This window comes from Geomonas sp. Red32 (genome assembly GCF_023652955.1).
Classification (GTDB): domain Bacteria; phylum Desulfobacterota; class Desulfuromonadia; order Geobacterales; family Geobacteraceae; genus Geomonas.
The window spans coordinates 99,350-119,509 of record NZ_JAKLOY010000006.1; the positions used below are offsets into that span (position 1 = coordinate 99,350).

Consider the following 20,160-nt stretch of genomic DNA (forward strand, 5'->3'; position numbering starts at 1 on the left):
TTTCCTTGACGCTTTGACTGTCCATTGTAGACTTTTGCCTATGCTGGACCACAACTATGAAGCGGGGGGGAATATGGACAGAAGAGAGTTTCTCGTAAGTGCAGTCGCAGGTACCATCGCCGCAGGGTTAGCTGCCACCGCTTCGGCGGACGGTTTTTACCCGCAGCCCGTCGACCAGTCCCTGTTCAAGAACGTCAACCGGGCGAAGGATCCCAACAAGAAGACCCCGCTGGAGATGTCCCACGCTCCGCTGATCAAGGCGCCCGCGTCGGTGAAGGCAGGAGAGCCGTTCGAGGTGACCGTGCAGGTCGGGGAGAAGATGCACGGCATGGCCGAGGTGCATTGGATCGAGTACATCTCGCTGTCCTTTGGTAACGCCCCTGCCGGCAAGCTCGCTCTCGAGCCGAAGGGGTACATGCTCCCGCACGCGACCTTCCTGGTGACCGTCCCGAAGGAGGCCGCACCGAAGGGGATGCTGACCCTGGTGGCGGAGCAGCGCTGCAACCTGCACGGTTTGTGGGAGTCGACGCTGGATATCAAGGTAGTATAGGGAGCCCCGGTCGGCCACTGACTTCGTGCAACAAAATTTTTCCCCTGGTAGGATACTGCCAGGGGATTTCATTACAGACTGTGGAACAGATCAGGAGGCCGAATTGGAAAAGAAAGAATGGACACTCCCCCAGCTTCTTCAACTCTCTGACGCCTATTGGGCAACCTGCACCCTGCACGCGGGCGTCAAGCTCGATGTTTTTACTCCGCTCGCCGCCGCTCCCGGCTTGGCCGGCGACCTGGCCGGTCATCTCGGCTGCAGCGAGCGCGGAATGGGGATGCTCCTCGACGCCCTGGCGGCCCTGGGGCTCCTCAACAAAAAGGATCACCTGTACTCGGCGACCGCATTCTCCGCCAAGTACCTCTCCAAGAGATCTTCCGATTACATGGGGCACATCATCATGCATCACCACCACCTGGTGGCAGGGTGGGGGATGCTCGACCAGGCGGTCAAGACCGGGCGGCCGGTCCGCCAGCGCTCGTCGCACGAGGACGAGATGGAATCCCGGGAAAGCTTCCTGATGGGGATGTTCAACCTGGCCATGCAGATCGCGCCGAGGATCGTGCCGCAGATCGATCTCTCCGGGCGGCGCCGCCTCCTCGACCTGGGTGGCGGCCCGGGGACCTATGCCATTCACTTCTGCCTGCAAAATCCCGAGCTGAGCGCGGTCATCTGCGATCTTCCCACCACCCGCGAGTTTGCCGAAAAGACGGTGGCCAAATTCAACCTCTCCGGCCGGATCAAGTTCGAGGCCGGCGACTTCGAGGTCCAGGAGCTTCCGAAGGGGTTCGATACCGCCTGGCTCTCGCACATCCTGCACGGGGTGGGGCCGGAGATCTGCGTGGAGATCCTCAAGAAGACGATGCGTGCGCTCGACCCGGGCGGGATGATCATGGTGCAGGAGTTCATCCTGGACAACGACAAGGACTCCCCGGTCTTCCCGGCGCTCTTCTCCCTCAACATGCTGGTCGGGACCCCGGAAGGGCAGTCCTACAGCGAGGAGGAGCTCATGGAGATGCTGAAGCAGGCCGGGGCCAAGGAAGTCCGGCGCATACCGCTGGAGCTTCCCAACGGCGCCGGTGTGGTGGCCGGCATCGTGTAAGTTCCTCACCTTCAGAACAAATGCCGTTCCCCGCTATATCCCTCCGTCCGTCCCGGGCGGGGGGATTTTTTGTTCGCGAGGATGTTGGGGCCTTCCTTGGGCCCGCAGTTGTATAATTAATGTGAAAGGTACGCCTCAAGTAACGGGAGGAGATCCAATGCATTCACGTACAACGCACATCGGTTCCCGGGACTTTCATTTCCGGACCGCTCATAACGATTCCCCCAAGTCCGTTCCATCGGCACAAAGGAGCACCCAGCTTGTGCTCCCGCTGATCGCCATTGCCGCGGCGGTCTTTTCGCTGCTGTTGTTGCTTGCCTCCGGGGTTGGGACCCGGCTCGACATCTGGCAGTTCCGCACCGGTCTCGCCCTGGTCAGGTATGCCGGCTACACCGGCCTTGCCTGCGCCTTGCTGGCCATAGCGGTCGGCGTGCTGGCGATCAGGAGCCGCTATCGGCTTGGCATCGCGCTTTCCCTTGCTGCGCTGATCTGTGCCGGGGTGGCTTTCGGCATCCCTTACACGTGGAAGGTGCAAGCCATGCGATACCCGCGCATTCACGACATAACAACCGATGTCGATAACCCGCCCAAATTCGTAGCGGTGCTGCCGCTTCGAAAAGCTTCCGCCGATTATCCCGGCACCGCGGTGGCCATGCAGCAGCTGAAGGCCTATCCCGACCTGAAGACGCTGATCATGCCGGTTACCCAGGACCAAGCTTTTCCATCGGCGCTGGATGCCGCCAAGGAGATGGGATGGGAGATCGTGGCGGCGGTTCCCTCCGAGGGACGGATCGAGGCCGTCGCCACCACTTTCTGGTTCGGCTTCAAGGATGACGTGGTGATCCGGGTGGTTCCGGCGGGTGCCCGGTCGCTGATCGATGTCCGCTCAACCTCGCGGGTAGGGATCAGCGACCTGGGGACCAACGCGAAGAGGATCCGCGCCTATCTCGCCAAGCTGCAGCCGGGGCGCTAGGAGCTTCACCGGTCAGGCAGCTGACAATACGGCCGGGGAGCGCAATGCCAAATCCACATTTGTGGTATCTGTCACACTCTCTCTGCAATGGCCACTGCTTCAGATGGTGATCGTGTCTGAAATAAAGGGCCCCTCAGCCGGTTCGCCTTTGACAAAAATTACAGATATCTCTATAGTGCTCTAATTAGGTATGCGGTAAGTAAAGTACGGGACTCTCATGGCGGACAAGGCACATCGAGGTCGGTTTACCCTGGTTCAGAAGCTTGTGGCCAGCTACTCAGCCATGGTTGTATTTACGACGGCGGCCTTGATCTTTGCCATTCTCGGTCTGTTCTCCCTGAACCGGACCGCGCGCGAAATAGCCCACAACAATCTCGTCTTCATAGATTCCGTCAACAAACTGCGGGCCTCGATCATTGCCCAGGAGCGCTCAGCCGGTAAATACTCCATTTTGAAGGAATCCGAATTCCTCACGCTATTTCAGCGCCGCCAGGTGGAGTTCAATGATGTACTGAAGAGAATCCAGAAGTCGCACCCTGAGGACAAGGCCGTCCTCGACATGATGTATGCGGATTTCGCGAGCAAATCGGCGCCGGTTCTTGCGGGCAAAACAGCGGATATCGGTCCCGTGCAGAATGCCTCCAAGAGAATCGTTACCTTCCTTGATCGTCTCTACGGCCGTGAGCAGGCCATCCTGGGTGTCAAAGTCCAATCTGCAGATCGTGAAGAAACCTCCACCGTCCGATGGGCCGTTGTCCTGGCCCTCAGCGGCTTTATCCTGGCCATTGCCGTGGCAGCCTATTCGGTTTTGAACATTTCGTCGGCCATCGGGAAACTGAAAAAGGCCACTCACCGGATCGCCGACGGGGACTTCGATTACGATCCGAAAATCCCGCCCGGTGACGAGATCGGCGAACTGGCCAGGGATTTCACCGGGATGGCTGCCCGGCTGAAAGTTTTGGAACAGATAAGCCTCGACGCGAGCCCGCTTACCCGGCTGCCGGGCAACATCGCCATCGAGCGTGCCTTGTGCAGGCGTTTGGCGGAAGGCGCCCCCTTTGCCGTCTACTATGCCGATCTTGACAATTTCAAGGCGTTCAACGACCGTTACGGCTGTATCCAGGCTAGCGCGGTGATCAAGATGTCCGGCGAGGTCATCGAACAGGCAGTGAGGATGATTGCCGATGAGGACGCCTTTGTCGGGCACGTGGGTGGCGATGACTTCGTGATCGTGGCCGACTGTGAACCGGCGGACGAGCTCTGCAAGAGAATCATCGCCGATTTTGAGGCCGAAATCGCCAAGTACTATTCCGCAGACGATCTCGCCCGCGGTGCCATTGAAGGTCTCGACCGCTACGGTGTGCAAAGAGTCTTCCCTATCATGACCTTGTCCATTGCAATCGTTGAGTGCAACTGCGGCGAGTACAGTTCGGCAACGGACATTGCCAAGGCAGCGGCGGAAATAAAAGATCACGTCAAAGTCTTCGACGGCAGCAATTACATGTTCAACCGCCGCAGAGTGAGCCTATGAGAGGAATTATCTTCATCATCGTTGCGGCCTTCTGCCTTACCGGTTGCGCGACCTTGCCTCATGGTTCCCATGACAAGGGGGCCGGCAAGGAGATGCCGGCTGCCCTCCAGGAACTGGCAAAGGGTAGGCAGGATGCTGCGGTTGTCCTTTTGGAGAAAGTCGTCGCTGAACCGGGAAGTAAAGGTGTGACGGATGAAGCGCTGTTCCGTTTGAGCGTACTGAGCCTTGGGCACGGCGAAAAGAGTCGGGTCACCTCCATACGTTACCTCGAGCGGTTACGCCGTGAGTATCCTGACAGCAAATGGACGCAGCAGGCGAGACCGCTACTTGATTATCTGAAGAGTGTCGGCGATCTGGTCAGGCAAAACCAGAATCTGAAGTCTCACAACATTTCCCTGTCCAAAGAGAACAAGGAACTCCATCGGAGCATCAACCGGTTGAAGAATCTCGATCTTCAGACGGAGCATAAAACCGAGTGACCGCGCTCCGTGGTACTGTCGAAAGGGCCTTCAGGCTCAATCCTTTCGCCTTCCTCTCTTGCCAAAATTTTAAGCTCCACTGAAGAGCTAACCGGCACCGCGCTGCCGGATAGTTGCCGTATACCTTCCATTCCCCGTCGTACCTCTCACGTCCCTTTCCAATATATCCTACGATTACCGCTGGTTATCCTTCCTGTGTCCGCGGCTGGCACACCTTCTGCTAAATTCCACCTTGGACCGCCGGCGTGGCGGTCGATGGATGCGAGTCAACGGCGACTTGCCCCCAGATTCAGCAGAGGGGACAGGCACCTGCGGAGCCAGTCCCTTGGTCGACGAAGGGAGGCTGACATGAAGAATTTCACGAAACGCCCGGTATTCATTGGCGACACCACCCTGCGTGACGGCGAACAGACCGCCGGCGTTGTGTTCAGCGCAAAAGAAAAGCTCTGCATTGCGCGGCACCTGGACGCGATGGGCGTGCACGAGCTCGAATGCGGCATTCCCGCCATGGGGAAAGATGAGAGGAGCGCGATCCGTGCCCTGGTCGAGCTCGGCCTTAACGCCAGGCTCATCACCTGGAACCGCGCACTCATCCCCGACATCGAGGCGAGCATCTCCTGCGGTATCAAGGCGGTGGATCTCTCTTTGAGCGTCTCGGACATCATGATCGAGAACAAGATCAACAAGAGCCGGGAATGGGTGAAGGCCCAGCTCAAACAGTCGCTCTCTTTTGCCAAGGACCATGATCTCTACGTCTGCATCGGCGGCGAAGATGCCAGCCGCGCGGACCTTGGCTTTCTTGCCGAACTGATGACCATCGCCCGCGACAACGGGGCCAACCGCTTCCGTTTCTGCGACACCCTCGGGATCCTCGATCCGTTCACCATGTTCGAAATGGTGCATGCCCTCACGACCGCAGTGCCGGGAATCGATCTCGAGGTCCACACCCATAACGATCTCGGGCTCGCCACCGCCAACGCGCTGGCCGGGGTGAGGGGAGGGGCGTCCTACATCAGCACTACCGTGAACGGACTGGGTGAGCGGGCCGGGAACGCGGCGCTTGAAGAGGTGGTGATGGCGCTGAAGGTGGCCTGCGGCATCGATGTCGGGATCGACACCCGGAGGCTCTCTTCGGTCTCCAAGCTGGTCGGGCAGGCTTCCAACCGCGAGGTGCCGGCCTGGAAGGCGGTGGTGGGCGAGCGGGTCTTTTCCCACGAGTCCGGGCTCCACACCGATGGGGTCTTGAAGAATCCCACTAACTACGAGGGGTTCCCGCCGGAAGAGGTGGGGCTCACCCGGCACATCGTGGCAGGGAAGCACTCGGGGACCAACGGCATCGTGGAAAGCTACCGCCAGATCGGGATCCCGCTCTCGCGCGAGGAGGCTCGGCTGCTGATTTCCAAGGTGCGGAGCACGTCGCAGAAGATCAAGGGACCGCTCGACCCGGGGGAGCTAAGAAGGCTCCATGCCTCGCTTTCCCTGGCCGCAGCGTAAATCCCTCCCCCGGGCCCTCCTGCATAACTCCGGGCATCGCTAAAATCCCCCCTGTCCCCCCCTTCGCAAAGGGGGGGACCGCCGGCCGGCATTCTGTGAACATTCCCCCCGCGCATCGACGACATCTTGGTAACATTCCCCCTCCCCTGGAGGGAGGGGGAAAGGGGGTGGGGGGAAGGCGGCCCATGCGATAGATAGTCGGCCCTTGATCTTCACGCAATGAAGCCGGGTGAATTGGGGAAGCAGGCCCGGGTGGCGGCAAACGGAACTTTCAGAAGAGCCGGCTGACGGTGCTCACAGAATGACTAAACTTTAGGCAGCTGCCCCGATCGGTACTGAGTAGAACAGAGGCAGAAGCGGTAATTGGCGTAATAACGGTAAGTTATGTATTGGCACGGTACCTGCTATAAGTAAAACAAAACCGAATCGAACACACCGCTGTGTTCAACCATACGAAAGATCGGCAAAGGCGCCCACCGTAAGCAATAACGGAGCGCCTTTTTTGTTGGGGCCTCGAAAATCAAAACAGCCCTGAGCCTTTCCGGATTTGGAAGGGACTACGTCAGGCGGCGGGTTCGTTGGAGTGGCCAAGGATGGCTGCCGAACGGTCCTACCCGAATCGGAAACAAAAGGCCGGCGGGGCAAGAAAAGGAGAAGGAACATGAGACAGATCGCAATCTACGGCAAAGGCGGCATCGGGAAATCCACCACCACCCAGAACACGGTAGCGGGCCTCGCATCGCTCGGCATGAAGGTCATGATCGTCGGCTGCGACCCGAAAGCCGACTCCACCCGCCTTATCCTGCACGCCAAGGCGCAGGCCACCGTCATGGATCTGGTCCGCGACCTGGGCACCGTCGAGGACCTCGAACTGGGCGACGTTCTCAAAGTCGGCTACGGCAACGTGAAGTGCGTCGAGTCCGGCGGTCCGGAGCCGGGTGTCGGCTGCGCAGGGCGCGGCGTCATCACCGCCATCAACTTCCTGGAGGAAAACGGCGCCTACACCCCCGACCTCGACTTCGTCTTCTACGACGTTCTCGGCGACGTCGTCTGCGGCGGGTTCGCCATGCCGATCCGCGAAAACAAGGCGGAAGAGATCTACATCGTCTGCTCCGGCGAGATGATGGCCATGTACGCCGCCAACAACATCGCCAAAGGTATCCTCAAGTACGCCACCACCGGCAAGGTCCGCCTGGGCGGGCTGATCTGCAACTCCCGTAACACCGACCGCGAGGCCGACCTGATCGAGGCCCTGGCCGCCAAGCTCGGCACCCAGATGATCCACTTCGTCCCCCGCGACAACCAGGTCCAGAGGGCCGAGCTCCGCAGGATGACCGTCATCGAGTACTCCCCCGAGCACGCGCAGGCCGAAGAGTACCGCACCCTGGCCAAGAAGATCTCCGAGAACAAGATGCTGGTGGTTCCCAACCCGCTCACCATGGACGAGCTCGAAGAACTGCTGATGGAGTTCGGCATCATGGAAGCCGATGACGAGTCGGTGGTTGGTGTGGCCGAGGCCGCCGCGCAGTAATCGGAAAGTCCCCTTCTTAACGGGGGATCGCCAGAAAGTCCCCCTTGTTAAAGGGGGACTTAGGGGGATTTGAGTTTGGCAGGAGAAGGCAAATCCCCCCCACCCCCCTTTAACAAGGGGGGAGAGGTGATCTCTTTGTCAAAGGGGACCGTTAAACCACTACATCAATAAAGCTGGGCAATCGCTTTGAGTATCATGGCATTCCTTTGACATCAAGCGCGTGGCCCCAAGCCAAAGGAGCTTTTTATGTCCCACGAGATCAAGACCGTTGATGGCATCACGAAAGAGTCGACTCAGGAGATGATCGACAAGGTTCTCGAGGCCTATCCCGAGAAGGGGAAGAAGAAACGCGCGCCGCACCTCGCGCCTAACGACCAGGCTTCCGGCTCGGCCTGCGTGAAGTCCAACAAGAAAACCGTCCCCGGCGTCATGAGCGCCCGCGGCTGCGCTTACGCCGGCGCCAAGGGGGTCGTCTGGGGCCCGATCCGCGACATGGTTCACGTCTCCCACGGCCCGGTCGGCTGCGGGTGGTACTCCTGGGGAACCCGCCGCAACCTGGTCTCCGGCATCAACGGCGTCAACCAGTTCGCGATGCAGTTCACCTCGGACTTCCAGGAGAAGGACGTCGTCTACGGCGGCGACAAGAAGCTCGCCACCCTCCTTAAGGAAGCCAAGGATCTCTTCCCGCTTGCCAAAGGTATCTCGGTTCTTTCCGAGTGCCCGGTCGGCCTGATCGGCGACGACATCAACGCCACCGCCAAGGCGGCCTCGAAGGAGCTCGACCTCCCGATCATCCCCTGCAACTGCGAGGGTTTCCGCGGGGTTTCCCAGTCGCTTGGCCACCACATCTCCAACGACACCATCCGCGACTATATCATCGAGACCCGCGAGTTCCCCGAGCCGATCGGCCCCTACGACATCGCCCTGATCGGCGAGTACAACATCGGTGGCGACGCCTGGTCCACCAAACCGCTCCTCGAGGAGTGCGGGTTCAACGTGAAAGCGGTCTGGACCGGCGACGGCGAGATGGAGAAGATCGCCGCCACCCACCAGGTCAAGCTGAACGTCATCCACTGCTACCGCTCCATGAACTACATGTGCAAGGTGATGGAAGAGAAGTACGGCATCCCCTGGATCGAACTGAACTTCTTCGGCCCGACCAAGATCAAGGAAAGCTTGAGGAAGCTCGCCGAACTGTTTGACGACTCGATCAAAGAGAAGGTCGAGGCGGTCATCGCCAAGTACGACCCGGTCTGCCAGGCGATCATCGACGAAGTGAAGCCGCGTCTGGAAGGTAAGAAGGTCATGCTGTACGTCGGCGGCCTCCGTCCCCGCCACACCATCAACGCCTACGAGGATCTCGGCATGGTCTGCGTCGGCTCCGGCTACGAGTTCGCCCATAACGACGACTACGACCGCACCGCCTCGGAGATGCCCGACGCCACCGTGGTGTACGACGACGCCTCCGAGTTCGAGATGGAACAGTTCGCCCACGTGCTGAAGCCGGATCTCATCGGCTCCGGGATCAAGGAGAAGTACCTGTTCCAGAAGATGGGGATCCCGTTCCGCCAGATGCACTCCTGGGACTACTCCGGCCCCTACCACGGCTACAAAGGTTTCCCGATCTTCGCCCGCGACATCGACATGGCGGTCAACAGCCCGACCTGGAACCTGGTCAAGGCCCCGTTCTAGTTTGTTTAAACAACCTGGTGGTGTGACGGATGAGTCTCCCACCGAAGGAGATATACCATGGCAAACAATCTTGGATTAGCAGTCAAGCCGGTTACCGAGATCCCGGAAGAGGAGGTCAAACGGGTAGCCGAATGGATCAATAGCGAGGATTACAAAGAGAAGAACTTCGCGCGCACCGCGCTGACCATCAACCCCGCCCACGCCTGTCAGCCGCTGGGGGCCGAACTGGCCGCCCACGGCTTCGAAGGGAGCCTTCCCTTCGTACACGGTTCGCAGGGGTGCGCATCCTACTACCGCTCCACCCTTAACCGCCACTTCCGCGAGCCGGCGCCGGCAGTCTCCGACGCCATGACCGAGGACGGTGCCGTATTCGGAGGGCAGAACAACCTGCACGAGGGGCTCGAGAACGCCTTCACCCTGTACAAGCCCAAGATGATTTCGGTCTTCACCTCCTGCATGCCGGAGATCATCGGCGACGACCTGACGGCCTTCATTAAGAACGCCCGCCAGAAAGGGTGCATCCCCAAGGACTTCCCGGTTCCTTACGCCAACACCCCGAGCTTCAACGGCTCCCACGTGCACGGTTACGACGCCATGCTCCTCTCCATCCTGCAGACCCTGACCGAAGGGAAGCAGGTGGAAGGGCGTTGCACCGGGAAGGTGAACCTGCTTCCCGGTTTCGACGCCAACACCGGCAACTACCGCGAGTATAAGCGGATCCTGGAAGCCTTCGGGATTCCGTACACCATCCTGGGGGACATCTCGGACGTCTTCGACTCCCCCAACGACGGCACTTATCGCCCCTACCCGGGCGGCACCAAGCTGGATGACGCCGCCGATTCCATCAACGGCAAGGTGACCCTGGCGCTTGGCACCTACTCCTCCACCAAGACCTTTGCCTGGATCAAGGACCACTACTCCGGGAAGCACGTATCGATGCCGTTGCCCTTCGGCATCGCCAAGACCGATGCTCTCTTGATGAAGCTTTCCGAGCTCTTCGACAAGCCGGTTCCGGAATCCCTGAAGGCCGAGCGCGGACACGCGGTCGACCTCATTACCGACGCCCACCAGTACATCCACGGCAAGAAGTTTGCCGTCTATGGCGACCCCGACTACCTTCTGGGGTACGTCTCCTTCCTGCTGGAGATGGGGGCCAAGCCGGTCCACATCCTCTGCTCCAAGGGGACCAAGAAGCTGGAGAAAGAGCTCAACGCCCTGCTGGAGGCCTCCCCCTTCGGGAAGGAGTCCAAGGTCTACATCAACAAGGACCTCTGGCATCTCCGCAGCCTGGTGATGACCGATCCGGTCGATGCCGTCATCGGCGATACCCACGGCAAGTTCCTCGCCCACGACGCCAAGATCCCGCTCTTCCGCTTCGGCTTCCCGATCTTCGACCGCGTCAACCTGCACCGGGTGCCGCTGGTCGGCTACCAGGGGGCGATCAACATGGTCTCCACCATCTGCAACAAGTTCATCGACGTGGTGGATGACTCCTGCGACGACCGGCATTTCGAGATGATGAGGTAAGAAGAACTCCCCCCTTGTTAAAGGGGGGCTGGGGGGGAGTTGCGGGGCTGAATTCCCCCACCCCCCAGCCCCCTCCCTCAAGGGGAGGGGGAGTGACTGTCCTCGCCCGGCCTGGGTGGGGAGATTACCTCAAAGGAGAGGAGCTCATGGCTAAACCGGATTGGTACGACGCAACCGACTGTGAAACCCACGACGTGGGAGCCCCCAAGTTCTGCAAGAAATCCGAACCGGGGGAGGGGACCGAGCGAAGCTGCGCTTACGACGGCGCCCGCGTGGTCCTGATGCCCATCACCGACGTCATTCACCTGGTCCATGGGCCCATCGCCTGTGCGGGCAACTCCTGGGACAACCGGGGGGCCCGCTCCAGCGAATCCCAGCTTTACCGCCGCGGCTTCACCACCGAGATGCTGCAAAACGACGTGGTCTTCGGCGGCGAGAAGAAACTCTACAAGGCCATCCAGGAGCTGGCCACACGCTACCCGGAAGCCAAAGCGATCTTCGTCTACGCCACCTGCGTGACCTCCATGACTGGGGACGATATCGAAGCGGTCTGCAAGGCGGCCGCCGAAAAGGTCCCCATGCCGGTCATCCCGATCAACACCCCCGGCTTCATAGGGGACAAGAACATCGGCAACCGGCTGGCCGGTGAAGCGCTCTTCAAGTACGTGATCGGCACCGCCGAGCCCGAGTACACCACCGACTACGACATCAACCTTATCGGTGAGTACAACATCGCAGGCGACCTCTGGGGAATGCTCCCGCTCTTTGAAAAACTCGGTATCCGCGTCCTCTCCTGCATCAGCGGCGACTCCAAGTTCGAGGAACTCCGCTACGCCCACCGCGCCAAGCTGAACATCATCGTCTGCTCCAAAAGCCTCACCAACCTCGCCAAGAAGATGCAGAAGAACTGGGGGATCCCGTACCTGGAGGAATCCTTCTATGGACTGACCGATGTGGCCAAGGCACTGCGCGATATCGCCCGCGAGCTGGACGACCGGGTGAATGGCCTCGAGAAGAGGATCATGCAGGACCGGGTCGAGAAGCTGATCTCCGAGTGCGAGTCCTCCTGCCGCGACCTCATCGCCCCCTACCGCGCCCGGCTGGAAGGCAAGAGAGCCGTGCTCTTTACCGGCGGCGTCAAGACCTGGTCGATGGTCAACGCACTCTCCGAGCTGGGGGTCGAGATCCTGGCGGCGGGGACGCAGAATTCGACCCTCGAGGATTTCTACCGGATGAAGGCGCTGATGCATAAGGACGCCACTATCATCGCGGACACGAGTACTGCGGGACTCCTCTCGGTCATGTACGAGAAGCTCCCCGACCTGATCGTCGCCGGGGGCAAGACCAAGTTCCTCGCGCTGAAGACCAAGACCCCGTTCCTCGACATTAACCATGGGCGCTCCCATCCCTATGCCGGTTACGACGGCATGGTCACCTTCGCAAAACAGCTCGACCTGACGGTGAATAACCCCATCTGGCCGGTGCTGAACGCCAAGGCTCCCTGGGAGCTGGATCACGCCGGGACCGAGGAAAGGCTCGCCTATGCGGCCGGGCACGGGGCGCGGCTGGAAGCGGAGGAGATGAAGCTCTCCCGCGTCAAGGTGCCTTCCAAGAATGCCACCGTGAACCCGCAGAAGAACTCCCCCGCGCTGGGCGCGACGCTCGCCTTCCTGGGAATAGACAAGATGCTCGGCCTTTTGCACGGTGCCCAGGGATGTTCGACCTTTATCCGGCTGCAGCTCTCGCGTCACTTCAAGGAATCGATCGCCCTCAACTCGACCAGCATGAGCGAGGAGGCGGCCATTTTCGGCGGGTGGGAAAACCTGAAACTCGGGCTTAACCGGGTGATGGAAAAGTTCAAGCCGGCGGTGGTCGGGGTGATGACCTCCGGGCTGACCGAGACCATGGGCGACGATGTGAGAAGCGCCATCGTGAAGTTCCGCCATGCGCATCCCGAGCACGACGCCATCCCGGTCATCCATGCCTCCACGCCGGACTACTGCGGCTCCATGCAGGAAGGGTACGCGGCCGCGGTGGAAGCCATCGTCGCCACCATTCCCGAGGGGGGATCGGCGGTGAAGGGACAGGTAAACATCCTGCCGGGGTGCCAACTGACCCCCGCCGAGGTGGAGGAGATCACCTCCATATGCGAGGCGTTCGGGCTGGTTCCCATCGTGATTCCCGACATCTCCAACGCACTGGACGGGCACATCGATGCCACGGTTTCTGCGCTGTCGGTTGGCGGGGTTACGGTGGACAGGATCCGCTGGGCAGGAAGAAGTGAGGCGACTCTTTACTTCGGCGATTCCCTCTCCGATGCCGCCAAGATTCTCAAGAGCAAGTTTGGCATTGCCTGCTACGGCTTCACATCGATCACCGGGCTTGAGGAAACCGACCTGCTGATGACGACCCTGTCGGCCATCTCCGAGCGGCCGATTCCGCTCAAATTCCAGCGGTGGAGAAGCAGGCTGATGGACGCGATGGTGGACAGCCACTACCAGTTCGGACAGAAGAAGGTGGCCATCGCACTGGAAGCCGACCATCTGAAGGGGATGACCCGTTTCCTGCTCGTCATGGGGTGCGAGGTTCAGGTCGCCATCTCGGCCACCAGGACCAGGGGGCTCGATGCTCTGCCGGTTGAGAACCTCTTCGTCGGGGACCTTGAGGACCTGGAAAAGACCGCGGCGGGGGCCGATCTGCTGGTCGCCAACTCCAACGGGCGCCAGGCGGCCAAGAAGCTCGGGATCAACGCCCACCTGAGGACGGGGATGCCGGTCTTCGACCGCCTGGGCTCCCATCACAAGATGTGGGTAGGGTACCAGGGGACGCTCAACCTGGTCTTCGAGGTGGCCAACATCTTCCAGGCCAACGCCAAAGAGGCGCAGAAACTGGCGCATAACTAAAAACGACGTTCCCCCCTTTGCGAAGGGGGGACAGGGGGGATTTCAGCACAGTCTGAGGCGCGGACGAAATTTGCCTGGGCGAGCTTCCCCCACCCCCTGACCCCCTCCCTCACGGGGAGGGGGAAACAAAGTCTTAGGAGGTTCATCGTGAAGATTGCATTTACCAGTAAGACCGGCGAGCTCATCGACCTGCACTTTGGGCAGGCAGAAAACTTCTACATCTGGGAGGTGGGGCCGGAAGATGCTCACTTTGTGGAGACCGTAAGCGTCGGCGAGCACGGAGGGGACGAGGAGGATCGTATCGCCGCCCGTGCCACGCTTCTTTCCGGCTGCGCCGTGGTCTACACCATGCAGATCGGGGGCCCGGCGGCTGCCAAACTGGTGGCCAAGCGGATCCACCCCATGAAGACCAACACCGAGGTGAGCCTGAAAGAGTCCGTCGAGCGGATGCAGGAAGTGCTCAGAGGGAACCCTCCTCCCTGGCTTAGGAAGGCGATGAACAAGGATCAGGCGTCCTCCTTCCTCGACGAAGATTGATTGCCATCATTTCAGTAATTTTGCCCCTACCATCTCTCCCTCCCCTTCAAGGTGAGAGGCGGGGTGAGGATGGGGTTAACACTCTACGACAAAAGGAGAACGACCATGGCTTACATCACCGGACTGACCAGAGACAAGAAAGAGTGGACCCCGCAGTTCATCGTGTCCATCGACGATGAAACCTGCATCGGTTGCGGCCGCTGCTTCAAGGTCTGCGCGCACGACGTGCTGGCCTTCGAAGAGGTGGACGAGGACGATTCGGCCAAGATGTTCATGAAGGTCGAGAACGCCGGCAACTGCATCGGCTGCGGCGCCTGCGGCCGCACCTGCTCGAAGAAGTGCTTCACCTTTGAGCCGGTAGTCGCCTAATCTTTACCTTCCTTCCCCCCTCCCCTGGAGGGAGGGGGCGAGGGGGTGGGGGGAGCCGACCTGTAGGAACTCGCTGCAGCTCCAGGCATCGCTAAAATCCCCCCTGTCCCCCCTTCGCAAAGGGGGGAACCGAGCTCCGACCTTTGAGTGGAGGTCTGTGGAGGTACTTATGCTGATCGCGGTGGCATCGAAAGACGGCGTGGAAATCAATCAGCACTTCGGCCATGCCGAGCGCTTCCTTATCTACGAGGTGGATGGGGATAGTGTGAAACTGGTGGACGAGCGGAAGGTCGAACGCTACTGCAGCTTCGACCCCGACCATCCCCTCCGCACGCACACCCTTGCGGCCACTGCGCATGCGCTCGAAGGGGTGCGTGCGGTGGTCTGCTCCATGATGGGGGAGGCTCCCAAGATCGAACTGGATAAGCTTGGGGTTGAGCCGTTCGTGGTGGAAGGGGAGATCAGAAAGGTGCTGGTGGATTTGGCCAAGGTGCTTTGACGCGAAGGGGCGGGGGAGATGCCTTGGCTGCATGTTCTCTGCAGCTGCAGGTATTGCTGAAATCCCCCCTGTCCCCCCTTCGCAAAGGGGGGAACCTGACGCCAACGGGAACTTTGTGCCAACGGGGGGCGGGCGCGGGATTATTGCTGGGTACTGCCTGCGGGCTGGTTTGCCAGGACCGGTTGCACGAGCTCGCCTTCGGTCAGGCCGGTACCGGGGTTGAGGGCAACGCGGTCACCCTCCTGGACTCCTTCGCTTAGTCTCAGCTGCTTCCCGTTGCTGTCGGCCACGGTGACCGGGCGATAGCGGACGCGGTTATCCGGTCCAATGACGGCCACCATCGTTTTTTCTTCCTGCGTGTACACCGCGGTCGCGGGCACCTGCACGTACGGTGGCGCGGCCACCGTCAGCTTCACATCCACAAATCCACCCGCCAACAACGACTGTTCGCCATTGTCCATGTCGACTTCGCAGAGCATGGTCCTCGTCTTGGGATCGAGCTCCCCGCTGATCCTCGCCACCTGCGCGGGCAGCTTCCGTTCCGGCCGGGCCGGCTCGGAAACCGTCGCCTGGTCCCCCACCTTCACCATCCCAGCACTTTTCTGGTCCAGGTAGATGAAGACCCGCAGCCGGTCGGTCTTGGAAAGCGTTACCAGCGGCAGGGCGGCGGTCTGCCCGGCGCTCGCCGTCTGCACCAGCGCCCCGGGATCGGCGAAGCGGGCGGTGACTATGCCGTCAAAGGGAGCCTGGATCACCAGGTAGCGCATCTGGTCACGGAGAGTGGCCGCGTTCGCCTCGGCGGTCTTGGCCGCGGTGACGGCGTCGTCGGCTTCCTGCTGGGAGATGATGCCATCTCTCAACAGGGAAAGCTCCCTTTTGGCGAAGTTCCTCTTGTTGACCGCGTCGGCCAGCACCGACCGGTACTGGCTAACCAGCTCCGGCGATTCCAGCTTGGCGAGGAGGTCCCCTTTAACGACCTTGTCACCTTTGTCCACCGGGATTTCTTTCAGGTAGCCGCTTACCTTGGCATACATGGTTGCCGTTGCATAGGGGCGTGCTTCGCCGGTAAAGGTGAGGGTACGCTGGGAAGGTCCCTTGTTGGCCAGTGCAACCTGCACCCGGGCGCCCGACGAGATCCCGGCCGCCCTCGCTTTTTCCTCTTTATTCACATCGTGCCGCCTGACCAGCAGAAGGATCACGACGGTCACCAGGCAGACCACCACCGCCGATACGCCGAGGATGTGGATCAGCCTGACCTTGGATTCTTCATTATTCTTTTCCGCCATGATCACCTCCGCCAGCGTGCCCCGCCTGCAGCTCCTTTTCCAATCTCTCGTCCAGCGTGTGTTTCACCGGAAGCTTGGTCCGTACCAGCGAATAGATCACCGGCACCACGAAAAGCGTCACTACGGTGGCCACCAGGAGGCCGCCGATTACCGCTCTGCCTAAGGGGGCATTCTGCTCACCGGCCTCACCAAGAGCCAGCGCCATCGGGAGCATCCCGATTATCATCGCCAGCGCCGTCATCAAGACCGGTCTCAGCCTGGTTTTACCGGCCTCCAGTGCCGCCTCCGCCGGTGAGACGTTCTTTTCTACCCGCAGGTCGTTGGCGAAACTCACCATCAGGATGGAGTTGGAGGTGGCAATGCCGACTGCCATGATCGAGCCCATCAAGGATTCCACGTTGATAGTCGTGCCGGTGAGGGCCAGCATCCAGAGGATCCCGAGCAGGGCCCCCGGCACCGCCATCATGATGATGAAGGGATCGAGCCAGGACTGGAAGAGGACCACCATGAGGAAGTAATCCAGGAGGATGGCGAGCATCAGGCCGAGGGCGAGGCTTTTGAACGATTCGGTCATCACCTCATTCTGCCCCCGCAGGGTTATCTTCATCCCGGCCGGGAGCCGCCCCAGCTTCGTTATCGCCTTCCTTATCTCCTTGGCCACCGATCCGAGGTCCCGCCCCTCCACGCTCCCTTCCACATCCAGCACGCGTTGCACCGTGTAGTGGGTGATGTTTTCGGCACTGACCCGGTGGGTTACCTCGGCGAGGTTTCCGAGCGGCTGGGCCGGGGCCTGCGGCGGGGCCGAGAGATCCGGCGTGGGAAGCGGCTGCAGGACTGCGGTTTGGGACGGGGTCACCGGCATTCCGAGCAGCGACTCCATGCTGTTCAGGTATTGGCGGGGAACCTGGACCGCCACCGTGTAGTTGACGTTGTTGGCGGGGTTGAGGAAGAAGGAGGGGGCGAAGAGGACGCTGGTGGAGAGGGAGACGAGGGCGCTGGTAGCCACGTCCCGCTCGCTCATGCCGAGTTGGGCGGCCCGGGCGCGGTCGACATTCACCTGGAGGGTCGGGTAGTCGAGGACCTGGTTGATATGAACGTCGGCCATCCCGGCGATGCTCTTCATGGCGTCGCGCAGCTTCACCGCGTACGGATACGAGCGGGAAAGATCGGCCCCTTCGATCTGCACGTCGATGGGGGCGGCGAGGCCGAAGTTGAGCACCTGGGTCACGATGTCGGCACTCTGGAAATAGAAACGGGAGCCGGGGAATTCGCCGGGAAGGGTGCGCCTGATTTTGTTGCGATACTCGGAGGTTGGGGCGTGGCCCTTCTTGAGGGAGATGAGGATTTCCGCGTCCATCCCGCCGATGTTTTCCGTCTGCACGAAGACGAGGTTGTAGAAGGTCGGGACCCCGATCATGTCGTTGATGGTGTCGATCTCGTCGGCCGGTATCAGCTGGCGGATCCGTTGCTCGACCTGCTCGACCAGCACCTCGGTTTCCTCAATCCTGGTCCCCGAGGGGGCGCGCAGGTGGAGTTTCATGATGCCCGCGTCGACATCGGGGAAGAAGTCGGTGCCGACCACGAAGAGAAGGCCGGAGCTGATGAGGCCGATCAGGAGGGCGATGAGGATGGTGAAGCATCGATGATGCAGGACGGCGGCCAGCAGGGCGGCATAGCCGTCACGGAAGCGGTCGAAGCCGCGTTCGCGTTTCTCGTTGGCTCGGCGGATGAAACGGGCGGCCTTTGACTTGGTGCGGGACCAGCGTCTACCCCCATCCTCACCCTGTCCCTCCCCTTGAAGGGGAGGGGACCCTACTCGAGACGGCGTCGGCTCGATTCGAGAGGGAACGGGCTCATGTTGAGAGGAAGCGGGTTCGGGGTGCGTCATCTCCTCTGGCGTGTGAGTGTCGTCGTCGAGGGCGTGAACCTGCTCGCTCGGGGTATGGTCCGGCTCTTCACGATGGCCAGGCTCCGGCGCCCCGTTGCGCCCTTTCTCGTGCTCGCCGGCCAGCAGCATGCGCGCGAGCACGGGGACCAGGGTGCGGGAGAGGAGGTAGGAGGCGAGCATGGCGGCTACCACGGCGAAGGCGAGCGGGGTGAAGAGATAGCGCGACGGCCCGTAGAGAAGGACCACCGGAAAGAAGACGATGCAGATGGAAAGGGTGGCGACGATAGCCGGGACGGCAATCTGCTGGGCGGAATCCATCACCGCCAGCGTGGTCGGCTTGTTCATCGCGAAGTTCCGGTGGATGTTTTCCACCTCGACCGTGGCGTCATCCACCAGCATCCCGATGGCGAGCGCGAGCCCCCCGAGCGTCATGATGTTGATGGACTGCCCCGCCAGGTTCAGCGCGATCACCGCGAAGAATATGGCCAGCGGGATCGAGCTCGCGACTACGATCATCGACCGCCAGCTCCCCAGGAAGAAGAGGATCATCAGCGAAACCAGTATGGAGGCGAGGAGGGCTTCCCTGATGACGTTGGTCACCGCCCCCCGCACGAATACCGACTGGTCGAAGTCGAGCTTCAGTTCCAACCCTTGCGGGGCGGCCTGCCGGATGGAAGGGAGAGCTGCGCGGGTGGCGTCGACCACGGCAAGCGTCGAGGCGTCGGCGTGCTTCAGGATGGCCAGGTAGGTCGCGCGCCGGCCGTTGCCCCGCACCACGTTGATCTGCTCGGCGAAACTGTCGGAGACCTTGGCCACGTCCCCGATGTACACCGGTGCGTTGCCGACGACCTTGATCGGTATCGAGGCGAACTGTTCCACCAGTCTCGGGCTGGAGTTGAGGGTGACGTTGTATTCGAGCCCACCCATGCGGGCGGTGCCGGCCGGGATGATGACGTTGGAGGACTGGAGCGCGCTGACCACGTCGGCGGGTGAGAGCCCCCGGGCAGAGAGCGCGGCGGGGTTGACGTCGATCATGATCTGGCGGCTTTTCCCCCCGAACGGGGCCGGCGTCGACAGTCCCGGGATGGTGAAGAGCCGTACCCTGATGAAGTTGAGCCCGTAGTCGAATATCTTCTCTTCCGGAAGTGTCTTGCTGTAGGCGGTGAGCTGGGCCACCGGGACGTTGGAGGCGTTGTACTGGACGATGACCGGCGGCTGCATTCCGGGCGGGGCGATGCGTAGAAGGGTGTTGGATACTGAGGCGATCTGGGAGATGGCGGCCCCGATTTCGGTTCCCGGCTGGAAGTAGATCTTCAGCATCCCGATGCCGGGGATCGATTCGGACTCGATGCGCGAGATGCCGTTGACCGTGGTGGAATAGGCGCGCTCGCTGATGAGCACCACCCGCCGTTCCATGTCTTCCGGGGAAAGCCCGGGATAGTTCCAGGCGACGGCAACCACCGGGATATCGATCACCGGAAAGATGTCGATGATCATACGGCTGGCGGAAAGCGCGCCCAGAACCAGGATCAACAGTGCCATCACGGCAACGGTGTACGGGCGCCGAAGCGCCAGGCGCACTATCCACATCCCAGGACTCTCCAGATAAGGTAAGTTCAATCAGGGCACGAAAAAAGCTTACCATACCGGTGCCGGCGCGTTGCCCCATTCTTGACTACGGCGGCTGGAGTGTTAAAAGGTTTTAAATTGGCAATCCGGCGAAAAGAAAGGGGAAATGCTGGATGCGGGCGAGAGCGATCCGGTCAGCGTTCCACAGGGGTAGAAGGAATACCGGCACA

General features: G+C 61.0%; 15 protein-coding genes. 13 read left to right on the top strand and 2 right to left on the bottom strand.

Features of this window, described 5'->3' with window-relative positions; genetic code table 11:
- Positions 1 to 73: 73 nt before the first annotated feature.
- From L4X63_RS16105 to L4X63_RS16165, 13 genes are all read left to right on the top strand, one after another.
- Entirely contained in the window at positions 74 to 550 is a 477-nt protein-coding gene (locus L4X63_RS16105; RefSeq protein ID WP_250679670.1) for a desulfoferrodoxin family protein, read from the top strand.
- Positions 551 to 653: 103 nt separating this feature from the next.
- Positions 654 to 1,652, top strand: a complete 999-nt coding sequence (locus tag L4X63_RS16110; RefSeq protein ID WP_250679671.1) for a methyltransferase — start codon at positions 654 to 656, stop codon at positions 1,650 to 1,652.
- A gap of 157 nt (positions 1,653 to 1,809) precedes the next feature.
- Complete coding sequence (locus tag L4X63_RS16115; RefSeq protein ID WP_250679672.1) at positions 1,810 to 2,625, top strand: DUF1499 domain-containing protein; 816 nt, start codon at positions 1,810 to 1,812, stop codon at positions 2,623 to 2,625.
- Positions 2,626 to 2,842: 217 nt separating this feature from the next.
- Positions 2,843 to 4,156, top strand: coding sequence for a HAMP domain-containing protein (locus tag L4X63_RS16120; protein ID WP_250679673.1), 1,314 nt, complete (start codon positions 2,843 to 2,845; stop codon positions 4,154 to 4,156).
- The gene (locus L4X63_RS16125) at positions 4,153 to 4,635 is read left to right on the top strand and encodes a tetratricopeptide repeat protein (protein ID WP_250679674.1); all 483 of its coding nucleotides are present in this window, start codon (positions 4,153 to 4,155) and stop codon (positions 4,633 to 4,635) included. The genes L4X63_RS16120 and L4X63_RS16125 overlap by 4 nt, the downstream gene beginning before the upstream one ends.
- Before the next feature lie 348 nt (positions 4,636 to 4,983).
- Complete coding sequence (gene nifV, locus L4X63_RS16130; protein WP_250679675.1) at positions 4,984 to 6,129, top strand: homocitrate synthase; 1,146 nt, start codon at positions 4,984 to 4,986, stop codon at positions 6,127 to 6,129.
- 661 nt (positions 6,130 to 6,790) lie between these two features.
- A complete protein-coding gene (nifH, locus tag L4X63_RS16135) occupies positions 6,791 to 7,660 on the top strand; it encodes a nitrogenase iron protein (RefSeq protein ID WP_250679676.1) in 870 nt (289 codons plus the stop codon).
- Between the two features lie 246 nt (positions 7,661 to 7,906).
- Positions 7,907 to 9,352: a nitrogenase molybdenum-iron protein alpha chain gene (gene nifD, locus L4X63_RS16140; RefSeq protein WP_250679677.1), complete on the top strand. Its 1,446-nt coding sequence runs from the start codon at positions 7,907 to 7,909 to the stop codon at positions 9,350 to 9,352.
- Positions 9,353 to 9,409: 57 nt separating this feature from the next.
- Complete coding sequence (gene nifK, locus L4X63_RS16145) at positions 9,410 to 10,879, top strand: nitrogenase molybdenum-iron protein subunit beta (RefSeq protein WP_250679678.1); 1,470 nt, start codon at positions 9,410 to 9,412, stop codon at positions 10,877 to 10,879.
- 146 nt (positions 10,880 to 11,025) lie between these two features.
- Positions 11,026 to 13,782: a bifunctional nitrogenase iron-molybdenum cofactor biosynthesis protein NifEN gene (locus L4X63_RS16150; RefSeq protein WP_250679679.1), complete on the top strand. Its 2,757-nt coding sequence runs from the start codon at positions 11,026 to 11,028 to the stop codon at positions 13,780 to 13,782.
- Positions 13,783 to 13,929: 147 nt separating this feature from the next.
- Positions 13,930 to 14,319: a nitrogen fixation protein NifX gene (nifX, locus tag L4X63_RS16155; protein WP_250679680.1), complete on the top strand. Its 390-nt coding sequence runs from the start codon at positions 13,930 to 13,932 to the stop codon at positions 14,317 to 14,319.
- 105 nt (positions 14,320 to 14,424) lie between these two features.
- Entirely contained in the window at positions 14,425 to 14,688 is a 264-nt protein-coding gene (gene fdxB, locus L4X63_RS16160) for a ferredoxin III, nif-specific (protein WP_250679681.1), read from the top strand.
- A 169-nt stretch (positions 14,689 to 14,857) separates the two neighbouring features.
- A complete protein-coding gene (locus L4X63_RS16165; RefSeq protein ID WP_250679682.1) occupies positions 14,858 to 15,187 on the top strand; it encodes a NifB/NifX family molybdenum-iron cluster-binding protein in 330 nt (109 codons plus the stop codon).
- A gap of 140 nt (positions 15,188 to 15,327) precedes the next feature.
- Here L4X63_RS16165 and L4X63_RS16170 read toward each other — a convergent pair whose 3' ends face one another.
- The gene (locus tag L4X63_RS16170) at positions 15,328 to 16,473 is read right to left on the bottom strand and encodes an efflux RND transporter periplasmic adaptor subunit (RefSeq protein ID WP_250679683.1); all 1,146 of its coding nucleotides are present in this window, start codon (positions 16,471 to 16,473) and stop codon (positions 15,328 to 15,330) included.
- The gene (locus L4X63_RS16175) at positions 16,457 to 19,951 is read right to left on the bottom strand and encodes an efflux RND transporter permease subunit (RefSeq protein WP_250679684.1); all 3,495 of its coding nucleotides are present in this window, start codon (positions 19,949 to 19,951) and stop codon (positions 16,457 to 16,459) included. The genes L4X63_RS16170 and L4X63_RS16175 overlap by 17 nt, the downstream gene beginning before the upstream one ends.
- Positions 19,952 to 20,160: the final 209 nt, after the last annotated feature.

Bases quoted from the DNA above. Each gene is read 5' to 3' on its own strand.
- L4X63_RS16105 (WP_250679670.1), top strand. From the start codon at position 74: ATGGACAGAAGAGAGTTTCTCGTAAGTGCAGTCGCAGGTACCATCGCC.
- L4X63_RS16115 (WP_250679672.1), top strand. From the start codon at position 1,810: ATGCATTCACGTACAACGCACATCGGTTCCCGGGACTTTCATTTCCGG.
- L4X63_RS16120 (WP_250679673.1), top strand. From the start codon at position 2,843: ATGGCGGACAAGGCACATCGAGGTCGGTTTACCCTGGTTCAGAAGCTT.
- L4X63_RS16125 (WP_250679674.1), top strand. From the start codon at position 4,153: ATGAGAGGAATTATCTTCATCATCGTTGCGGCCTTCTGCCTTACCGGT.
- nifV (WP_250679675.1), top strand. From the start codon at position 4,984: ATGAAGAATTTCACGAAACGCCCGGTATTCATTGGCGACACCACCCTG.
- nifH (WP_250679676.1), top strand. From the start codon at position 6,791: ATGAGACAGATCGCAATCTACGGCAAAGGCGGCATCGGGAAATCCACC.
- nifD (WP_250679677.1), top strand. From the start codon at position 7,907: ATGTCCCACGAGATCAAGACCGTTGATGGCATCACGAAAGAGTCGACT.
- nifK (WP_250679678.1), top strand. From the start codon at position 9,410: ATGGCAAACAATCTTGGATTAGCAGTCAAGCCGGTTACCGAGATCCCG.
- L4X63_RS16150 (WP_250679679.1), top strand. From the start codon at position 11,026: ATGGCTAAACCGGATTGGTACGACGCAACCGACTGTGAAACCCACGAC.
- fdxB (WP_250679681.1), top strand. From the start codon at position 14,425: ATGGCTTACATCACCGGACTGACCAGAGACAAGAAAGAGTGGACCCCG.
- L4X63_RS16165 (WP_250679682.1), top strand. From the start codon at position 14,858: ATGCTGATCGCGGTGGCATCGAAAGACGGCGTGGAAATCAATCAGCAC.
- L4X63_RS16170 (WP_250679683.1), bottom strand. From the start codon at position 16,473: ATGGCGGAAAAGAATAATGAAGAATCCAAGGTCAGGCTGATCCACATC.
- L4X63_RS16175 (WP_250679684.1), bottom strand. From the start codon at position 19,951: ATGTGGATAGTGCGCCTGGCGCTTCGGCGCCCGTACACCGTTGCCGTG.